This is a genomic window from Agromyces bauzanensis (assembly GCF_014645655.1).
Taxonomy (GTDB): domain Bacteria; phylum Actinomycetota; class Actinomycetes; order Actinomycetales; family Microbacteriaceae; genus Agromyces; species Agromyces bauzanensis.
Window position 1 is genome coordinate 14,550 of sequence record NZ_BMMD01000009.1, and the last position, 15,236, is coordinate 29,785.

17 protein-coding genes and 2 tRNA genes are annotated in these 15,236 nt (G+C 68.4%); 10 read left to right on the forward strand and 9 right to left on the reverse strand.

The genetic code is table 11. The annotated features are described in order from the left end of the window. Positions 1–4 precede the first annotated feature (4 nt). The 4 genes from IEX31_RS09120 (at position 5) to IEX31_RS09135 (ending at position 1,224) form a co-directional block, all read left to right on the forward strand. A complete protein-coding gene (locus IEX31_RS09120) occupies positions 5–409 on the forward strand; it encodes a DUF3566 domain-containing protein (protein WP_188743125.1) in 405 nt (134 codons plus the stop codon). A 64-nt stretch (positions 410–473) separates the two neighbouring features. After that, positions 474–547: transfer RNA gene (locus tag IEX31_RS09125), tRNA-Ile, on the forward strand. Between the two features lie 44 nt (positions 548–591). After that, positions 592–664 (forward strand) — tRNA-Ala (locus IEX31_RS09130). Between the two features lie 113 nt (positions 665–777). Beyond that, the gene (locus IEX31_RS09135) at positions 778–1,224 is read left to right on the forward strand and encodes an NUDIX hydrolase (RefSeq protein WP_188743126.1); all 447 of its coding nucleotides are present in this window, start codon (positions 778–780) and stop codon (positions 1,222–1,224) included. Between the two features lie 161 nt (positions 1,225–1,385). Here the strand turns inward: IEX31_RS09135 and IEX31_RS09140 are convergent, their stop codons facing one another. Then, positions 1,386–1,637: a hypothetical protein gene (locus IEX31_RS09140; protein ID WP_188743127.1), complete on the reverse strand. Its 252-nt coding sequence runs from the start codon at positions 1,635–1,637 to the stop codon at positions 1,386–1,388. A gap of 663 nt (positions 1,638–2,300) precedes the next feature. After that, positions 2,301–2,594, reverse strand: coding sequence for a hypothetical protein (locus tag IEX31_RS09145; protein ID WP_188743128.1), 294 nt, complete (start codon positions 2,592–2,594; stop codon positions 2,301–2,303). A gap of 62 nt (positions 2,595–2,656) precedes the next feature. On the opposite strand from IEX31_RS09145, the gene IEX31_RS09150 reads away from it, so the two are divergent. Then, positions 2,657–3,391: a helix-turn-helix transcriptional regulator gene (locus IEX31_RS09150; RefSeq protein WP_188743219.1), complete on the forward strand. Its 735-nt coding sequence runs from the start codon at positions 2,657–2,659 to the stop codon at positions 3,389–3,391. A gap of 131 nt (positions 3,392–3,522) precedes the next feature. Here the strand turns inward: IEX31_RS09150 and IEX31_RS09155 are convergent, their stop codons facing one another. Next, entirely contained in the window at positions 3,523–4,035 is a 513-nt protein-coding gene (locus tag IEX31_RS09155; protein ID WP_188743129.1) for a DNA helicase, read from the reverse strand. 119 nt (positions 4,036–4,154) lie between these two features. On the opposite strand from IEX31_RS09155, the gene IEX31_RS09160 reads away from it, so the two are divergent. Beyond that, positions 4,155–4,694 carry a peptidylprolyl isomerase gene (locus IEX31_RS09160; protein ID WP_188743130.1) on the forward strand — a complete coding sequence of 180 codons (540 nt, stop codon included), beginning with the start codon at positions 4,155–4,157 and terminating at the stop codon, positions 4,692–4,694. A 7-nt stretch (positions 4,695–4,701) separates the two neighbouring features. Beyond that, positions 4,702–5,559 (forward strand): rhomboid family intramembrane serine protease, encoded by an 858-nt coding sequence (locus IEX31_RS09165; RefSeq protein ID WP_188743131.1) that lies wholly within the window; start codon positions 4,702–4,704, stop codon positions 5,557–5,559. A 186-nt stretch (positions 5,560–5,745) separates the two neighbouring features. On the opposite strand, the gene IEX31_RS09170 is transcribed toward IEX31_RS09165, so the two are convergent. Then, positions 5,746–5,985, reverse strand: coding sequence for a cell division protein CrgA (locus IEX31_RS09170; RefSeq protein ID WP_188743132.1), 240 nt, complete (start codon positions 5,983–5,985; stop codon positions 5,746–5,748). A 71-nt stretch (positions 5,986–6,056) separates the two neighbouring features. Between IEX31_RS09170 and IEX31_RS09175 the strand changes: the two genes are divergently transcribed. The 3 genes from IEX31_RS09175 to IEX31_RS09185 are packed head-to-tail and all read left to right on the forward strand — an operon-like array spanning position 6,057 to position 7,647. Beyond that, a complete protein-coding gene (locus IEX31_RS09175) occupies positions 6,057–6,851 on the forward strand; it encodes a class E sortase (RefSeq protein WP_188743133.1) in 795 nt (264 codons plus the stop codon). A 1-nt stretch (position 6,852) separates the two neighbouring features. Beyond that, complete coding sequence (locus IEX31_RS09180; protein WP_188743134.1) at positions 6,853–7,008, forward strand: hypothetical protein; 156 nt, start codon at positions 6,853–6,855, stop codon at positions 7,006–7,008. Then, positions 7,009–7,647, forward strand: a complete 639-nt coding sequence (locus IEX31_RS09185; protein WP_188743135.1) for an anthranilate synthase component II — start codon at positions 7,009–7,011, stop codon at positions 7,645–7,647. A gap of 72 nt (positions 7,648–7,719) precedes the next feature. Here IEX31_RS09185 and pknB read toward each other — a convergent pair whose 3' ends face one another. Genes pknB through IEX31_RS09210 form a run of 5 tightly spaced genes read right to left on the reverse strand, consistent with a single transcriptional unit; the run spans position 7,720 to position 15,234 of the window. Next, a complete protein-coding gene (gene pknB, locus IEX31_RS09190) occupies positions 7,720–9,414 on the reverse strand; it encodes a Stk1 family PASTA domain-containing Ser/Thr kinase (RefSeq protein ID WP_188743136.1) in 1,695 nt (564 codons plus the stop codon). A 28-nt stretch (positions 9,415–9,442) separates the two neighbouring features. After that, positions 9,443–11,158 (reverse strand): protein kinase domain-containing protein, encoded by a 1,716-nt coding sequence (locus tag IEX31_RS09195; RefSeq protein ID WP_188743137.1) that lies wholly within the window; start codon positions 11,156–11,158, stop codon positions 9,443–9,445. Further along, a complete protein-coding gene (locus IEX31_RS09200; protein WP_188743138.1) occupies positions 11,155–12,609 on the reverse strand; it encodes a peptidoglycan D,D-transpeptidase FtsI family protein in 1,455 nt (484 codons plus the stop codon). The genes IEX31_RS09195 and IEX31_RS09200 overlap by 4 nt, the downstream gene beginning before the upstream one ends. Then, positions 12,606–14,009: an FtsW/RodA/SpoVE family cell cycle protein gene (locus IEX31_RS09205; protein WP_188743139.1), complete on the reverse strand. Its 1,404-nt coding sequence runs from the start codon at positions 14,007–14,009 to the stop codon at positions 12,606–12,608. Before IEX31_RS09205 ends, IEX31_RS09200 begins: the two co-directional genes overlap by 4 nt. Beyond that, on the reverse strand, positions 14,002–15,234 hold the full coding sequence (locus tag IEX31_RS09210; protein WP_188743140.1) for a PP2C family protein-serine/threonine phosphatase: 1,233 nt from the start codon (positions 15,232–15,234) through the stop codon (positions 14,002–14,004). The genes IEX31_RS09205 and IEX31_RS09210 overlap by 8 nt, the downstream gene beginning before the upstream one ends. Between the last annotated feature and the right edge of the window lie 2 nt (positions 15,235–15,236).

Consider the following 15,236-nt stretch of genomic DNA (forward strand, 5'->3'; position numbering starts at 1 on the left):
GTCCATGAGTAGCGTCGCCGAGAAGTTGGCCCGCAAGTCGAACCGCCGACCCCCGGCGAAGCAGGTGCGTCTGCGCCTCGTCTACATCGACTTCTGGTCGGCGGTGAAGCTGTCCTTCCTCGTGGCGGTGGCCCTCGCGGTGATCAGCATCGTCGTCACGTTCCTCGTGCACACGGTGCTGAGCTCCACGGGCATCTTCGAGCAGGTCAACTCGCTCGTTCAGGATGTCGCCGGTTCGAGCGGCGACCTCACGGCGGTGCTCTCGCTCGGCAACGTGATGGGCTTCGCGGTCGTGGCTGCGCTGCTCAACCTGGTCGTGACCACCGCGCTCGGCGCGATCGTCGCGGTGCTGTACAACCTCAGCGTGAAGATCACGGGTGGCCTGCTCGTCGGCTTCACGAACAGCTGACCCGCGCGTCGGCTCGATTCGGAGATCGCCCCACGGTCGGGTAGTCTGTCCTTCGGCCGAATTCGGGGATATAGCTCAGGCGGTTAGAGCGCTTCGCTGATAACGAAGAGGTCCGAGGTTCAAGTCCTCGTATCCCCACTCCGAACAATTCCACACCGGCGGATGCCGCGGCCTCCGTCCTCGGGGCCTTAGCTCAGTTGGTAGAGCGCCTGCTTTGCAAGCAGGATGTCAGGAGTTCGATTCTCCTAGGCTCCACATTCAGATCACGATGAATCCAGCCGAGACGATGATCCAGCCGATCAAGCTGTGATAGCGGGCTTCCGGGGGATCACGCCGGCGCGCCGCAGGTTGCGGGGTACAGTGACGAGATGGACATCCGCATCGCCGCGTACGGGGTGATCATCCGTGACGGGCGGATCCTGCTGTCCCACTGGAACGAACACGGTCGCTCCGGATGGACGTTGCCAGGCGGCGGAGTCGACGGCGCAGAGCATCCGGTGCAGGCCGCCAGGCGCGAGATCCTCGAGGAGACCGGCTACGTGCCCGCCATCGACCGCCTGCTCGGCATCGACACGTTGGTGGTGCCCGCGACGAAGCGGCACACCGGCCGGGCGCCGCTGTACGCGATGCGCGTCGTCTACCGCGCGAGCGTCGTCAGTGGTGAACCGCGCAGCGAGATCGGCGGCTCGAGTGACGAGGCAAGGTGGTTCCCGCTCGAGCAGGTGCCGAACCTGCATCGGGTGAGCCTGCTCGACATCGCGCTTCGCCTGAACGCCGAGGAGCCGCCCGACGGGGTGCCGCCTGCGGCATCCTGAGCGACCTCAGCAGTGCAGCACGGCGACGACGACAACGCAGCGACCGGATGGTCGATGCGCTCCCGACGACGCCGTGTGCAGCCGAGGCCCCCGCGGAGCGATCCCAATCGTCGACGGGGTCGCGTGCCACGGGGGTTCGGTGGTGTCGGTGCCCATGGCCGTCACGCCATCGGGCTGCCCAGCAGGGCGAGCCGCTGGAACTGGTCGTCACGGGCGCGGGTGCCCGCGAGTTCGGCCTGCCGACGCAATTGCATGGCGCTGGAGGTGCGGCGCTCGTCCTGGCGCCGGCTCCACGCGAGCAGCGCGAGGCCTGCGCGCCGTGCCAGGCGTCCGTACAGCTGGGGCGCCTGGGGACTCAGTTCGACGGGTCGACCCACGCGGGTCGTGCCGGCGGTGAGGGGATTCGCGTTCACGATGATTCCTTCTGGTTCGGATGTCGTGATGTGGATGGTCCGAACGGCTGGTGCCGGTTCGGGATGGAGCGATCCGCGGTGGAGCGGTGGAGCGGTGGAGCGAGAAGCGTGCGTCCGGACGGATCAGCGCAGGCGCGCGTTGGTGAGGCTGGCGAGGGCGCGCGAGAGCGCGCCGCGAGATGGGCTGCGGGACCGCGAGACTCATGCGGTCGCGGCATCCGTGGCCGGTTCGACCGTGACGACGAGGTCGTCGGATGCCGCAGCTGAAGCCGCTGGTCACACCCGAGGGGGCGGAGTGACGATCAGGCGCCGAAGCGCGTGACGTCGGAGCGGGCTAGCAGGCCGCCGTGTACGCGAGGAGGACTCCCGTGTGCGGCTCAACGAAGATGTGGCTGGTCATCATGGGTGTCAACTCCTCTCTGGTTTCGGCTCAAACTGCCGAATCAAGACACTAGCGGGAATCTCAGCGCGAACGCAAGGTGATTTCCCAGATTCGTCGAAATCGCGGACGACGGCGAGGTGGCGGCGGATGGGTCGCCCGGCGCGGGGATGCGGGCGGTGAACCTGGGACCGAGGCCCACCGCCCGCCGAGATCGGACCGCGATCAGGGCGACCCGTCGCGGTTGACGAGCCGATCCCTCGACACGACCCGCGGCGGGGCCGTCACTCGTAGGTCTTGAGGATCTCGAACTCGTCCGGCTGGCCGTCTTCGATCATCGACATGTACCGCGCACACACCTCGTCGTCCTGTTCGGCGGCGATGACCCGCTCCATCGCCTCGCTGCTCTCGAAGAACACGATGTCGGCGTATCCGCCGGTGAGGTCGCGGACGAGGACCCGTCGGATGATCCCGTCCTGGTGCTGTACCAATCCGTCCTCGAACTCGTCCGATGCACTGAGCAACCCCTCCTCGGTGACCCCGGGCTTGAGCGTGAACCGCGCCAGTGCGATCTGCATGGCTTCTCCTTTCGTCTTCACCGGGATGGTATCGGTGAATATTCCGTTCAATGTCATATGGGATGGGCGGCCACCGTCACACGAGCAGAGCCGAGCGGCTGGAGGTTCTGAAGTCGTTGCTGGGCGGTCGGGATCACGCGACCGTCGCCGAACTGGCCTCCGAGCTGGACGTGAGCGTGCGGACGCTGCACCGGGACCTGGCGTTCCTTCGCGACCAGGGCATTCCGGTGGACGGCGATCGTGGACGAGGCGGCGGGCTGCGACTGGAACACGGCTGGTCGCTCGGCCGGGTGCACCTCAACGAGCTCGAAGCCATCGGCCTGCTGGTGAGCCTGACCGTCGCCGAGAAGGTCGGATCACCCACCCTCCTGGGAGACACGCGTGCGATCGCGCGCAAGATCGCCACGTCCTTCGCGCCCGCGCAGGCGCGACGTATCCGTGCCGTCCGATCTCGGATCCTGGTCGGCTCCCACGCGTCGGGAGCGGTGCTCGCGAGTCACGCCGCGCCACCGGACTCGGTCACCGGGCCGCTGCTCGACGCCTTCGCCAACCGACGGATCGCCATCATCAGGTATCAGGATCAGCAGGCCAGCATCACCGACCGTGAGATCGAGCTTCAGTACCCCTACTACAGCGTGCCGGTCTGGTACGTGCTCGCGTGGGATCGACTGCGCGACGATGTTCGCACCTTCAGGATCGACAGGATCAGAGACATCCGCCTCCTGCCCGATCAGTTCGGACTCCGCCGTGACGACCAGTTCCTCGCCGCGGGCGAGGCGACGGCCAGAGCCCTGTGAGTCGCGCTCGCCGACCATCGCACCAGGTGGCTCTCCCATCCGTGACCTGAGTCACCGCAACCGCGCGGATGAGACGAGGCCCTGCCCCGAGGAGGGGCGGGGCCTCGCGAAAATCGCTGAGGAACCCGGGGTCAGGCGACGGGAGGCGCGGCCGATGGCGCAGCAGTCGGCATGGGCTCGTCGTCAGCGACCCAGAGTTCGTCGTCGGCGCGGAACGTCTGCCACACCGCGTAGGCGACGCCGGCCGCAACGACCACTGCGGCACCGATCGCCAGGTACGTGCCGACGCCCGGCCCTCGTTTCTGCTCGACGACCACTGCCGCTCGCGGCGACACCCGCGCAAGCGCCCGACGCACCCGGGTGTCGTTCGCGACGTCGCCGATCGACAGCACCGAGCCGAGCGCATTGCCGAACGTGCGTTCGATCGCGCCCCGCGCCTGCTCGACGCCGGGACGCACATAGCTTTCGTAGCCCGTGCGCACACGTGGAACGACCTCCTCGCGGGTGAGGTTGCCGAGCGCACGGCTGGCATCCCGCGCGACGGCGTTCGCCTCCGCGAGCACGCGCTGCTGGTCCTCCCAGAGTTCTTCCGCACTGCTGCGCAGTCGTTTGAGTTCCTTCCGGCGCTTGCGTGACAGGCTCATCTCGACCTCCATCGTTGTGCAGCGAACCCCTCCATCTTGCCACCGAAACGGCTGGAAACATGGTGGGAGTGAGAAACCTGCATGCCGGTTGACGAATCCGCGCGTGACAGAATAGGAGAATGCCCATCCACACCGCAGTCGCGACGCTCAACACCAACCACGGATCGATCAAGGTCGACCTCTACGGGCACCACGCACCGAAGACCGTCAAGAACTTCGTCAGCCTCGCGACGGGTGAGATCGAGTGGACGCATCCCGGCACCGGGGCCAAGACGACCGACCCGCTGTACGAGGGCGTGGTCTTCCACCGCATCATCCCCGGCTTCATGATCCAGGGCGGCGACCCGCTCGGACAGGGCATCGGCGGCCCCGGCTACCAGTTCGACGACGAGATCAATCCCGAGCTCGACTTCACCGAGCCGTACATGCTCGCCATGGCCAACGCCGGAATCCAGGGCGGCCGCGGCACCAACGGCTCGCAGTTCTTCATCACGGTCGGCCCGACCACGTGGCTGCAGGGCAAGCACACCATCTTCGGCAAGGTGACGGATGCCGCGAGCCAGGCCGTCGTCGACAAGCTCGCCTCGATTCCGACCGACGGGCGCGACCGCCCCCTCGAGGACGTCGTGATCGAGAGCGTCACCGTCGAGCAGGCCTGACGCCGCGGTGAGCGACGCCGACGCCGGCCGCACGGGATTCTGCTACCGGCATCCCGATCGGCCGAGCTACATCCTCTGCCAGCGGTGCGGGCGCACGATCTGCCCCGAATGCCAGACGCAGGCACCTGTCGGGGTGATCTGCCCCGAGTGCATGCGCGAGCAGCGCTCCGCCGCGCCTCGCACCAAGCCGGCAGTCATCACGCGCGCCCGCTCGGCCGCCGGCCGGGGCGCACCGGTCGTGACGTATACGCTCATCGGCATCACGCTCGCGGTATTCCTGCTGCAACTGATCCCGGGTCTCGCGGTCACCGAGCGGCTGCTCTACGCCGGCGTCTACTCACTGCCGTTCAACTTCGAACCGTGGCGCATGCTCACGTCGGTGTTCGTGCACTCCACCGCCCTGTTGTTCCACGTGCTGCTGAACATGTACACGCTCTGGATCTTCGGCCAACTGCTCGAGGGGCTCCTCGGCCGTTGGCGATTCCTGGCGCTCTACCTCATCGCCGGATTCGCCGGGTCGGTCGGGGTGCTCTGGCTCGGCGACCCGCGCACGGGCGTGGTCGGGGCATCCGGTGCCATCTTCGGGCTCATGGGGGCGTTCCTCGTGATCCAGCGACGGCTCGGAGGGCAGACCACGCAGTTGTTCGTGCTGCTCGGCATCAACCTCGTCATCGGGTTCGTGCCGGGTTTCAACATCGCCTGGCAGGCCCACCTCGGCGGGCTCGTGGCCGGAGCGCTCATCGGGCTCATCTACGTCGAGACCCGCAAGCGCTCGCAGCAGGCCCTGCAGGTGTGGCTCCTCGTCGCGCTCGTCGCCGTGCTCGTCGTGCTGAGCCTGCGCTACTTCTACCTTCCGATCGCCTGAGGCGGGGTCCGGCCGCCCTGCCGCCGGCTGAGTTATCCACAACACCGTCCACAGTTGGGGAGAGTTACACGCCTGTAGTTGACGCCCATTCAGGGGACACCCGGTGGGCGAGGTGTGCAGAACCTGTGGAGAACACGGCTGTGGGCGGATGCCACAGCACCCGCCGACCGGTCGGAATCAGCCGGTTCAGCGCCAGCGTGTCGTCATGAGGAAGCCGACGAAGGCGATGCCGAAGCCGATGAGGATGTTCCACGAGCCGAGGTCGGCGACGGGCAGCCGGCCCTGGCTCACGTAGAACACGATGATCCAGGCGAGACCGACGAGCATGAAGCCGAACATCACCGGCTTGAACCAGACGGGGTTCGGGGCATCTTCGCCGCTCACCTGTTCTGCGCGCGCGGGCTTCGTGGATTTCGTACGTGCCATGCGGGCGATTCTATCCGAGTGGGCTGGGGACTCCCAGCCGGGTTCGGGGCGGCGCCAATAGAATCGCTCCCATGTCCGTCGAGCAGCCCGAGCAGCCTGCTGCGCCTGGCGCATCGACCGCCGGCGAACGTCGGCGCATCAGCGTGGTCGGCGCGCTGGGCGAGCTCCTCCTCATGGCCGGCGCGCTGATCCTGCAGTTCCTCGGTTGGCGGTTGTGGTGGAACGACGCGATCATGCCGGGCCAGCAGCCGACCGCGGCATCCGACCTCAGCACCGGATGCCTCGAGGAGGCCCGGGCCGACCGCACCGACGCTCCGGCCGCCGAGCCGACGGACTCCGGTGAGCCCGTGGTGGGTCCCGAGTCATACGCCAACGGCACGCCCTTCGCCGTCATGTACGTGCCGCGCTTCGGCGATGGCTCGCAACACAGCATCGCCGAGGGTACCGGCCTCGACGTGCTCAACAGCTTCGAGCTCGCGGTCGGCCACTACCCCGGAACGCAGATGCCGGGTCAGGTGGGCAACTTCGCGATTGCGTCGCATCGCAGCGCCTACGGCGGCGGCATGCACGAGATCGAGCAGCTCCGACTCGGTGACGCCATCTACATCCGGACCCGCGATGACTGGTATACTTACCGGTTCCGCGACCTCGAATACGTGACGCCCGAGACCGTGGAGGTGCTCGCTCCGGTGCCGAACATCCCCGACCTGCAGCCGACTGATCGCCTCATCACGCTCACCAGCTGTTATCCGCTGTACTCGACGGCGGAGCGCATCATCGCGTACGGCGTGCTGGAGTCATGGCAGCCGAGCAGCACCGGACCGCCCGCCGAGATCACCGACGTCGTCGCAAGCTGGGAGTCCTGAGATGTACGCTGCACTCTGGCGGGTGTTGCCCGGTCCCGCGCGGCTGCGGGTCATCCTGCTGCTGCTGATCGCCGCGGCCGTCGTGTTCGCACTCTTCACGTGGGTGTTCCCGTGGGTCGACGGCATCGTCAATCCGTTCGAAGTCACGGTGGAGTGAATGACCCGAGTACTCGTCATCGACAACTACGACAGCTTCGTCTATACGCTGAACGGCTACCTGCAGGAGCTCGGCGCCGAGACCGAGGTCGTGCGCAACGACGCGATCGCGCCCGAGGATGTTCCGGCGCGCATCGCCGAGTACGACGCCGTGCTCATCTCACCCGGGCCAGGCAAGCCGTCGGATGCCGGGGTGTCGATCCCGGTGGTCGAGGCCGCGCTCGCGACGGGTCAGCCGCTCCTCGGGGTGTGCCTCGGGCACCAGGCGATCGCTGAAGCGTTCGGCGCCGTCGTGACGAACGCCGAGGAGCTCATGCACGGCAAGACCTCGAGCATCACGCACGACGCCAGTGACTTCTACGCCGACGTGCCGCAGCCGTTCACCGCCACGAGATATCACTCGCTCGCCGTCGTCGACGGCACCGTGCCGCCCGAGCTCGTGGTCACGAGCCGGACGCAGGGCGGCGTGATCATGGGCCTGCGGCACGAGTCGGCGCCCATCTACGGCGTGCAGTTCCACCCCGAGTCGGTGCTCACCGAAGGCGGCTATCGCATGCTCGGCAACTGGCTCGCGGTGGCCGGGCTGCCCGACGCGCGCGAGCGCTCGAAGCACCTCAACCCGCTGGTGCGCGCAAGCTGAACGGGGCGCCCGCGTATCGTGCCCGATTTCGAACGCCGCTTCGCGGCTCGTCTGTCCCAGGTGTCGCCGCGGTCAGCCGGCGCAGTAGGTGAGCTCGACGTCGGATCGTTGCGGCACATCGCCCGGCGGCAGCGACTGCTGCGTCACGGGGGAGCCGGGCTGCGACTTGCACGACGGGTCGGGCTTCGGAATCGGGTTGAGTTGCAGGTTCTCGGCCGACAGATAGGATGACGCCGCCGACAGCGTCTGCCCTGTGAGGTCGGTGAGCGTGACCATGCCGCTCGAGATGCGGAAGTCGACGCTCGACCCCGCCTCGACGGAGCTGCCGCCTTCGGGCGAGGTGCCGAGCACGGTGTCGGCGGGCACGGAGGGGGAGTTCTCTCGCGTCTCGGCGCCGGGCGTGAGCCCCACCGCCTGCAGGTCGGCCTTCGCCTGCTCGAGCGACTTGTTGCGCACGTCGGGCACCGTCACCGCCTCGCGACCGGACGACACCCAGATCGTCACCGCCGTCCCGGCGTCGACGATCTCGGCCGCGGGCGGGTCGGTGCGGATCACCTGGCCGGCCGCAACGGTCTCGCTCGTCTCATCGATGCGGCTCGCCGGCAGGCCGAGCTCCTGGAGCTGCTGCACGGCCTCCTCGTACGTCACGCCGGCCAGGGCCGGGATCTCGCGCGCATTCGAGGGGAGGTCGTCGCTCGGCTGCAGGTTGAACGCCCAGTACATGACGGCGACGACGATCACGACGACGCCGATGATGCCCGACCAGATCCAGATCGCAGGCGGACGCCGCTGGGTGCGCGTCATCGTCTCGTCCTCGGTGAGCTGGCGAAGCGCGAGCTCCGATGTCGAGAGGGCGGCTGTCGGCGCGCCGAACAGCAGCGTCGCCTCGTCGGGCTGCTGGTGCACGGGGACCCGACCGGTCGCCGCGACGTCGACGTCGGCGCGGAACTCGGCGGCCGTCTGGTAGCGCTCGTCACGGTTCTTCGCGAGCGCGTGCATGACGACGGCGTCGAGAGCCGGGGAGACCTTCGGGTTGATGACGCTGGGCTTGACCGGCCGCTCACTGACGTGCTGGTATGCGACGGCGACGGGAGTGTCGCCGCGGAACGGCGGTCGACCGGTGAGCATCTCGAAGAGCACGACGCCCGTCGAGTACAGGTCGGTGCGGGCGTCGACGGTCTCGCCCTTCGCCTGCTCGGGCGAGAAGTACGACGCGGTGCCGAGGATGGCCGTGGTCTGGGCGACCGTCGTCGCCGAGTCGGAGACCGCGCGGGCGATGCCGAAGTCCATCACCTTGACCTGTCCGGTGGACGTGATCATGATGTTGCCGGGCTTGATGTCGCGATGCACGACTCCCGCACGGTGCGAGTACTCGAGGGCGGTGAGCACGCCGTCGATCACGCGCACGGCAGCGATCGGCTCGAGGGGACCGTCGTGGACGATGTCTTTCAGGAGCCGGCCCTCGACGAACTCCATGACGATGAACGGCAACTGCACCTCGTGTCCGGCGGAATCGACCACCGTCTCCTCGCCGGCGTCGAAGACGCGGACGATCGTCGGGTGCGCCATGCGAGCGGCCGACTGAGCCTCCTGGCGGAACCGCATCCGGAACGCAGGATCGGTCGCGAGCTGCGGCTTCAGGAGCTTGATCGCGACCTGACGGCCGAGACGGGCGTCGGTTCCGACGTGCACGTCGGACATGCCGCCGCGACCGATGAGCGCACCAACGCGGTATCGACCCGCGAGCACGCGTCCTTCATCGCTCATCCTGCAGCTCCGCTCCGACCCGTCCCCGTCAGCCGTTCCCGTTGGCCTGCTCGATCTGCACCGTGAGGGCAGGCGAGAACGGGGAGTCGAGCTGGCCGCAGAAGTAGCGGAAGGTGACGTCGAACGAACCGCCGGGCGCGTCGTCGACGTTGATCTGCGCGCTCGTCGTGCCGGGTCCGAAGACCGGGTTGTTCGGCACGGACGCGTCGCCCGTGACGGCGACCTCGTACCCGCTCAGGGTCTGCCCGGAGGGGCACGACTGGACGTTCCAGCTGACGGTGATCTGCCCGACGTCTGCCGGGACCGGGTTGACGTCGGTGGTCGGCGGGGCGCTCGGGGCGCTCGGGGCGACGGGATCGGTGAGGTAGGTGAGCGTGATGGTGGTGCCGGGCTGCACCGGTCCGCTCGGGTTCACCTCCGAGACGGTGTTCGCAAGTCCGGGCTCGGTGGCGGGAGAACCGGCCTGGCGCGTGACCGGGAGGCCGAGCCCCTCGATCGCAGCGGCCGCCTCGTCGATGTTCATGCCGATGTAGGAGTTCCGGTCGATCTGGATCGTCTGCGGCGCCTCGGTCGTGGGCGGAGTGGTCGGCGTCGGCGTCGGCGTCGCCGTCGCAGTCGGGCGGGTCGTGGTCGTCGGGGGGTCGTTCCGGTCGCCCTGGTTGAGTGCGAGCGCGATGATCGTGCCGATGAGTACGATCGCGAGGATCGCGATGAGCACGATGAGCGGCCAGGTCCACGGGCTGCGCTTGCGCTCGATCTCCTCCTCCTCCTCGGTCTCGGTCGTGCTCATGCCGCCCGCACCGCCGGCGGCCGAAGGCAGCACCGTGGTCGCCGCCGTGGCCCCCTGCTGGGGCATGAGCATGGTCGCCGCCGTGGCGCCGGCGGCGCCGAGCACGGCGGGGACGGCCGCGGCCGCGGCCTGCACGTCGCCCCGGCGGAGGGCCGTCGCGGCACGCGCGAGATGCGCCGCCGACTGCGGTCGGTCGGCCGGGTTCTTCGCGATCGACGAGTAGACGAGATTCCGCACCGGCTCGGACACCGTGACCGGCAGGTCGGGCGGAGTCTCATTGATCTGCGCCATGGCGATCGCGACCTGCGACTCGCCCGTGAAGGGCCGGCGGCCGGCCAGCGCCTCGTAGGCGACGATGCCGAGGGAGTAGATGTCGGTCGTCGGCGAGGCGGGGTGTCCCGATGCCTGCTCGGGGGAGAGGTACTGCACCGTGCCCATGACCTGGCCGGTGGCGGTGAGGGGCACCTGGTCGGCGATGCGCGCGATGCCGAAGTCGGTGATCTTCACGCGCCCGTCGGGGGTGATGAGAAGGTTGCCGGGCTTGATGTCGCGGTGCACGAGGCCGGCGGCGTGGGCGGCCTGCAGCGCGCCCGCGGTCTGCGCCACGATGTCGAGCACCTTGTCGGTGGAGAGCACGTGCTCGCGCTCTAGGATGGTCGAGAGCGCCTCGCCAGGCACGAGCTCCATGACGAGGTAGGCACTGCCCTCCTCCTCGCCGTAGTCGAAGACGTTCGCGATGCCCTCGTGGTTCACGAGCGCGGCGTGCCTGGCCTCGGCGCGGAAGCGCTCGAGGAAGCCCGGGTCGCCGAGGTACTCGTCCTTCAGGATCTTGATCGCGACCTGACGGCCGATGACCAGGTCGGTGGCCTGCCACACTTCGCCCATGCCGCCGATGGCGATCCGGGACTGCAGTTCGTAGCGCCCACCGAAGGTGAGCCCTGCGCTCGGTCTCATTTGTTCAGCACCGCCTCTAGTACCTGCTTTGCGACGGGTGCGGCGATGAGATTGCCGTACCCCTCCTGACCAAGTCCCCCGCCATCCTCCACGAGTACCGTGATCGCATACTGAGGGTCGTCGGCGGGGGCAAAACCCGTGAACCAGAGAGTGTAGGGGTCACTCTCACCGTTCTCTGCTGTACCCGTCTTACCGGCCACGCTGACGCCGTCTATTCTTGCATTACTCGCGGCACCGTTCTCGACGCCGTTCACCATCATCTGCACCATGGCGGCGGCAGTCTGCTCGCTGATGGCGCGGCCGAATTCCGAGGCCGAGAACTCCTGCAGCGGCGTGAAGTCGGGGGCCGTGATGGCGTCGACCAGATTGGGGTTCATCACGATGCCGCCATTGGCGATCGTGGCCGACACCATGGCCATCTGGAGCGGCGTCGCGCGCACGTCGCCCTGGCCGAATGCGCTGAGTCCGGTCTGCGGTTCGTCGAGGACGCGGGGGTAGGTGCTGGCCTCGGTCGCGTTGGGGATCTCGAACTCGGTATTGAACCCGAACTTCTCGGCCTGTTCCCGAATGGCGGCGTCGCCGAGCTCCATGCCGAGTTCTGCCATCGGGATGTTGCATGAGAGCCGCAGCGCGTCGGCGAGCGTCACCTCCGCGCCTCCGCCGCACGTGCCGCCGCCCGAGTTGCGCACGACCGTGTCGGTTCCGGGCAGCGTCAGCGTCGCGGGGTTCGGGAAGGTCGACTGCGGCGTGTATCGACCCGACTCCAGCGCGGCGGCGGTCACGACGAGCTTGAAGGTCGAACCGGGCGGGTTCATGTCGCCGCCCGTCGCGCGGTTGAACAGCGGGTCGCTCGGGTCTGCCAGGAGGCCCTCGTAGGTGGCCTCGACCTGGGACCCGTCGTGCACCGCCATCGAGTTCGGGTCGAAGGTGGGCTTCGTGACCATCGCGATGACGCGGCCGGTCGCCGGCTCGGTCACGATCACGGCGCCGGTGTAGCCGCCCAGCGCGTCCCACGCGGCCTGCTGCGCCACCGGATCGATCGACACCTCCACGGATGCCCCCATCGGATCCTGCCCGGAGATGAGCCGGTTCAGCTGGTCGAAGAACTGGCTCGACGACTGGCCGCTGAGGTAATCGTTGAGCGACGCCTCGAGGCCGGTCGCCTCGCCGTTCACGGGGATGTATCCGGTGACGGGCACGAAGAGCTGGCCGTTCGCGTAGACGCGCTGGAACTTGTAGTTGTCGTCGGACGGCTGCGAGAACGCGATGGGCGTGCCGTCGACGAGGATCGGCCCACGCTCGACCGAGTAGCTCTCGTACAGCGTGCGCGAGTTGCGCGGGTCGGCGGCGAGGTTCTCGGCCTGCACGTACTGGATGATCGTCGTCGACACGAACAGGGCGAGGAACATGAGAAGCGCGACGATCGTCACGCGCTTGAGTTCGCGGTTCATCCTTCGATCACCAGCCTCGGATGGTTGCGAACGGTGTCGGAGAGCCTGAGCAGCAGTGCGACGATGATCCAGTTCGCCACGAGCGAGGAACCGCCCGCCGCGAGGAACGGCGTCGTGAGGCCCGTGAGCGGGATGACGCGCGTGACGCCGCCGACGACGATGAAGACCTGCAGCGCGATGACGAACGCGAGACCGACGCCGAGGAGCTTGCCGAAGTCGTCCTGGCCGGCGAACCCGATGCGGAAGCCGCGGGCGACGAACAGCACGTACAGCGCGAGGATCGCGAAGATGCCGGCGAGGCCGAGCTCCTCGCCGAGGCTCGCGATGATGTAGTCGCTCTGCGGCACCGGGGTGATGTCGGGCCGGCCCTGTCCCCAGCCGGTGCCGATGAGGCCGCCGTTCGCCAGGCCGAACATGCCCTGCACCAGCTGGTAGCTCCCGCCGAAGTCCTGGTCGAACCGCTCGGGGTTGAACGGGTCGAGCCAATTCGCGAAGCGGTTGCCCACGTAGTCGAGCGTCTGGCTCGCCACCAGGGCGCCGGCGACGAACAGGCCGAGCCCGAGCACGACCCACGAGAGCCGGCTGGTCGCGACGTAGAGCATGACGAGGAACAGGCCGAAGTACAGCAGCGCGGTGCCGAGGTCGCGCTGGAACACGATGACGGCCATCGAGAGCGCCCACACCACGAGCAGGGGCCCGAGGTCGCGAGCGCGCGGGAATCGCATGCCGAGGAAGGTCTTGCCGACCATCGACAACGAGTCCCGGTTGCGCACGAGGTAGCCCGCGAAGAACACCGCGAGGGCGATCTTCGCGATCTCGCCGGGCTGGAAGGTGGCGATGTCGCCGATCCCGATCCACACCCGCGCGCCGCTCTCCTCGCGACCGATTCCGGGCACGAGGGGGAGCAGCAGCAACACGATCGCGACGAGCCCCGAGAGGTACGTGTAGCGGAACAGCACGCGGTGGTTGCGGATCAGGAGGATCGTCGCGATTGCAGCGGCGATCGCGATCGCGCTCCACACGATCTGGCGCACCGACGCGCTCTCCCACCCGGCCTCGTTGTCGGCTATGTCGATGCGGTAGATCATGGCGATGCCGAGGCCGTTGAGCACGGTCGCCACGGGGAGCAGGAACGGGTCGGCATCGCGCGCCACGAACCGCATCGCGATGTGCAGCCCGAACGCGAGCACCGCGAGGCCCACCCCGAGCAGCGCGACCTGCGTGTCGACGTGGCCCAGGGTGCCGAACTGCACGAGCAGGATGGCGCCGATGTTGATGAGGCTCGCGAGGAGCAGGAGCCACAACTCGGTGTTGCGGAGTCGTTGGGGGAGTCGGATGCGGCGTACGCCGCCCGGTGGCGTGCCGGTGGAGACTCCGCCCGCGGTTCGCTGGTCAGTCAACGGATTCCTCCAGTCGCTGCACGATGCGGTCGGCCTCGGCGAACGAGCCCGCGCTGATGGTCTGTTCGACGCGCTGCTGGTCGTAGGTGCGCAGGTCGGCGACGTCGATCGTGGTCTCGGTGTGCAGCTCGTGCAGCGAGATGGGACCGAGGTCCTGCTGGATGCCCTGGAAGATCGCGACGCGGCCGTTCGACTCGCCCACGTAGTAGCGGGTCTGCGTCCACTGGTAGCCGAGCACGAACGTGGTCGCGATGGCGCCGATGAGCAGCACGATCCAGAAGGTCCACACCCAGCGCCGACGCCGGCGGCGGCGCTCGTCCTCCTCGATGAGCTCGTCGAAGTAGTCCTCGGAGTCGGGCTCGAAGTGCGTCTCCTGCACGGGGTGCGGCCGGAACGGGGCGAGACGGATGCCGCGGGGTCGCACCGGTTCCGCCGCCGCACCGAACGCGAGCGGGGCTGCCGCCGAGCCGACCACGAGGGGCGGCGTGGCCGGAGCGGGCGGTTCGCCGATGTCGACGATCACGACGGTGACGTTGTCGGGCGCACCACCGTCGAGCGAGGCCTTCACGAGCCGGTCGGCCACCTGCTTCGCGCCGGCGTCGGCCGAGAGGAACTCGTGCAGGTCTTCGAACGAGACGACGCCGGAGAGGCCGTCGGAGCAGAGCATCCAGCGGTCGCCCGGGCGCGTGTCGAGCACCATCGAATCGATCTCGGGCGAGCTCTCCACGTCGCCGAGCACGCGCATGAGCACCGAGCGCCGAGGGTGCACCATCGCCTCCTCGGCGGTGATGCGTCCGGCGTCGACGAGCCGCTGCACGAACGTGTGGTCGGTGGAGATCTGGCTGAGTTCGCCCGAGCGCAGCAGGTAGATGCGGGAGTCGCCGATGTGCGAGATCACCACGCGGTCGCCCTGAACCAGCAGCGCGCTCACCGTGGTGCCCATGCCGGTGAGCTCGGAGTGCTCGGCGACGGTCTCGGCGAGTCGGCGGTTGGCGGCGACCAGTGTGCCCTCGAGGGCCGCCGCGGCATCCGGTGCCGAGGGGTACTCGTCGTCGGCCTCGGCGATGCGCCTCGTCGCGATCGCGCTCGCCACGTCACCGCCCGCGTGACCGCCCATGCCGTCGGCGACGAGGAACAGGTGGCGCCCGGCGTAGCCGGAGTCCTGGTTGTTCGAGCGGACTCGCCCGACGTGCGAGACCGCGGCGCTCGCCTTGACCGTCGCCATGG

Excerpts from the sequence above, each read along its gene's own strand:
- IEX31_RS09195 (WP_188743137.1), bottom strand. The coding sequence starts at position 11,158 with ATGAGACCGAGCGCAGGGCTCACCTTCGGTGGGCGCTACGAACTGCAG.
- IEX31_RS09150 (WP_188743219.1), top strand. The coding sequence starts at position 2,657 with ATGGGCGGCCACCGTCACACGAGCAGAGCCGAGCGGCTGGAGGTTCTG.
- IEX31_RS09145 (WP_188743128.1), bottom strand. The coding sequence starts at position 2,594 with ATGCAGATCGCACTGGCGCGGTTCACGCTCAAGCCCGGGGTCACCGAG.
- IEX31_RS09185 (WP_188743135.1), top strand. The coding sequence starts at position 7,009 with ATGACCCGAGTACTCGTCATCGACAACTACGACAGCTTCGTCTATACG.
- IEX31_RS09210 (WP_188743140.1), bottom strand. The coding sequence starts at position 15,234 with ATGGCGACGGTCAAGGCGAGCGCCGCGGTCTCGCACGTCGGGCGAGTC.
- IEX31_RS09135 (WP_188743126.1), top strand. The coding sequence starts at position 778 with ATGGACATCCGCATCGCCGCGTACGGGGTGATCATCCGTGACGGGCGG.
- IEX31_RS09180 (WP_188743134.1), top strand. The coding sequence starts at position 6,853 with ATGTACGCTGCACTCTGGCGGGTGTTGCCCGGTCCCGCGCGGCTGCGG.
- IEX31_RS09170 (WP_188743132.1), bottom strand. The coding sequence starts at position 5,985 with ATGGCACGTACGAAATCCACGAAGCCCGCGCGCGCAGAACAGGTGAGC.
- IEX31_RS09120 (WP_188743125.1), top strand. The coding sequence starts at position 5 with ATGAGTAGCGTCGCCGAGAAGTTGGCCCGCAAGTCGAACCGCCGACCC.
- IEX31_RS09155 (WP_188743129.1), bottom strand. The coding sequence starts at position 4,035 with ATGAGCCTGTCACGCAAGCGCCGGAAGGAACTCAAACGACTGCGCAGC.
- IEX31_RS09200 (WP_188743138.1), bottom strand. The coding sequence starts at position 12,609 with ATGAACCGCGAACTCAAGCGCGTGACGATCGTCGCGCTTCTCATGTTC.
- pknB (WP_188743136.1), bottom strand. The coding sequence starts at position 9,414 with ATGAGCGATGAAGGACGCGTGCTCGCGGGTCGATACCGCGTTGGTGCG.
- IEX31_RS09175 (WP_188743133.1), top strand. The coding sequence starts at position 6,057 with ATGTCCGTCGAGCAGCCCGAGCAGCCTGCTGCGCCTGGCGCATCGACC.
- IEX31_RS09160 (WP_188743130.1), top strand. The coding sequence starts at position 4,155 with ATGCCCATCCACACCGCAGTCGCGACGCTCAACACCAACCACGGATCG.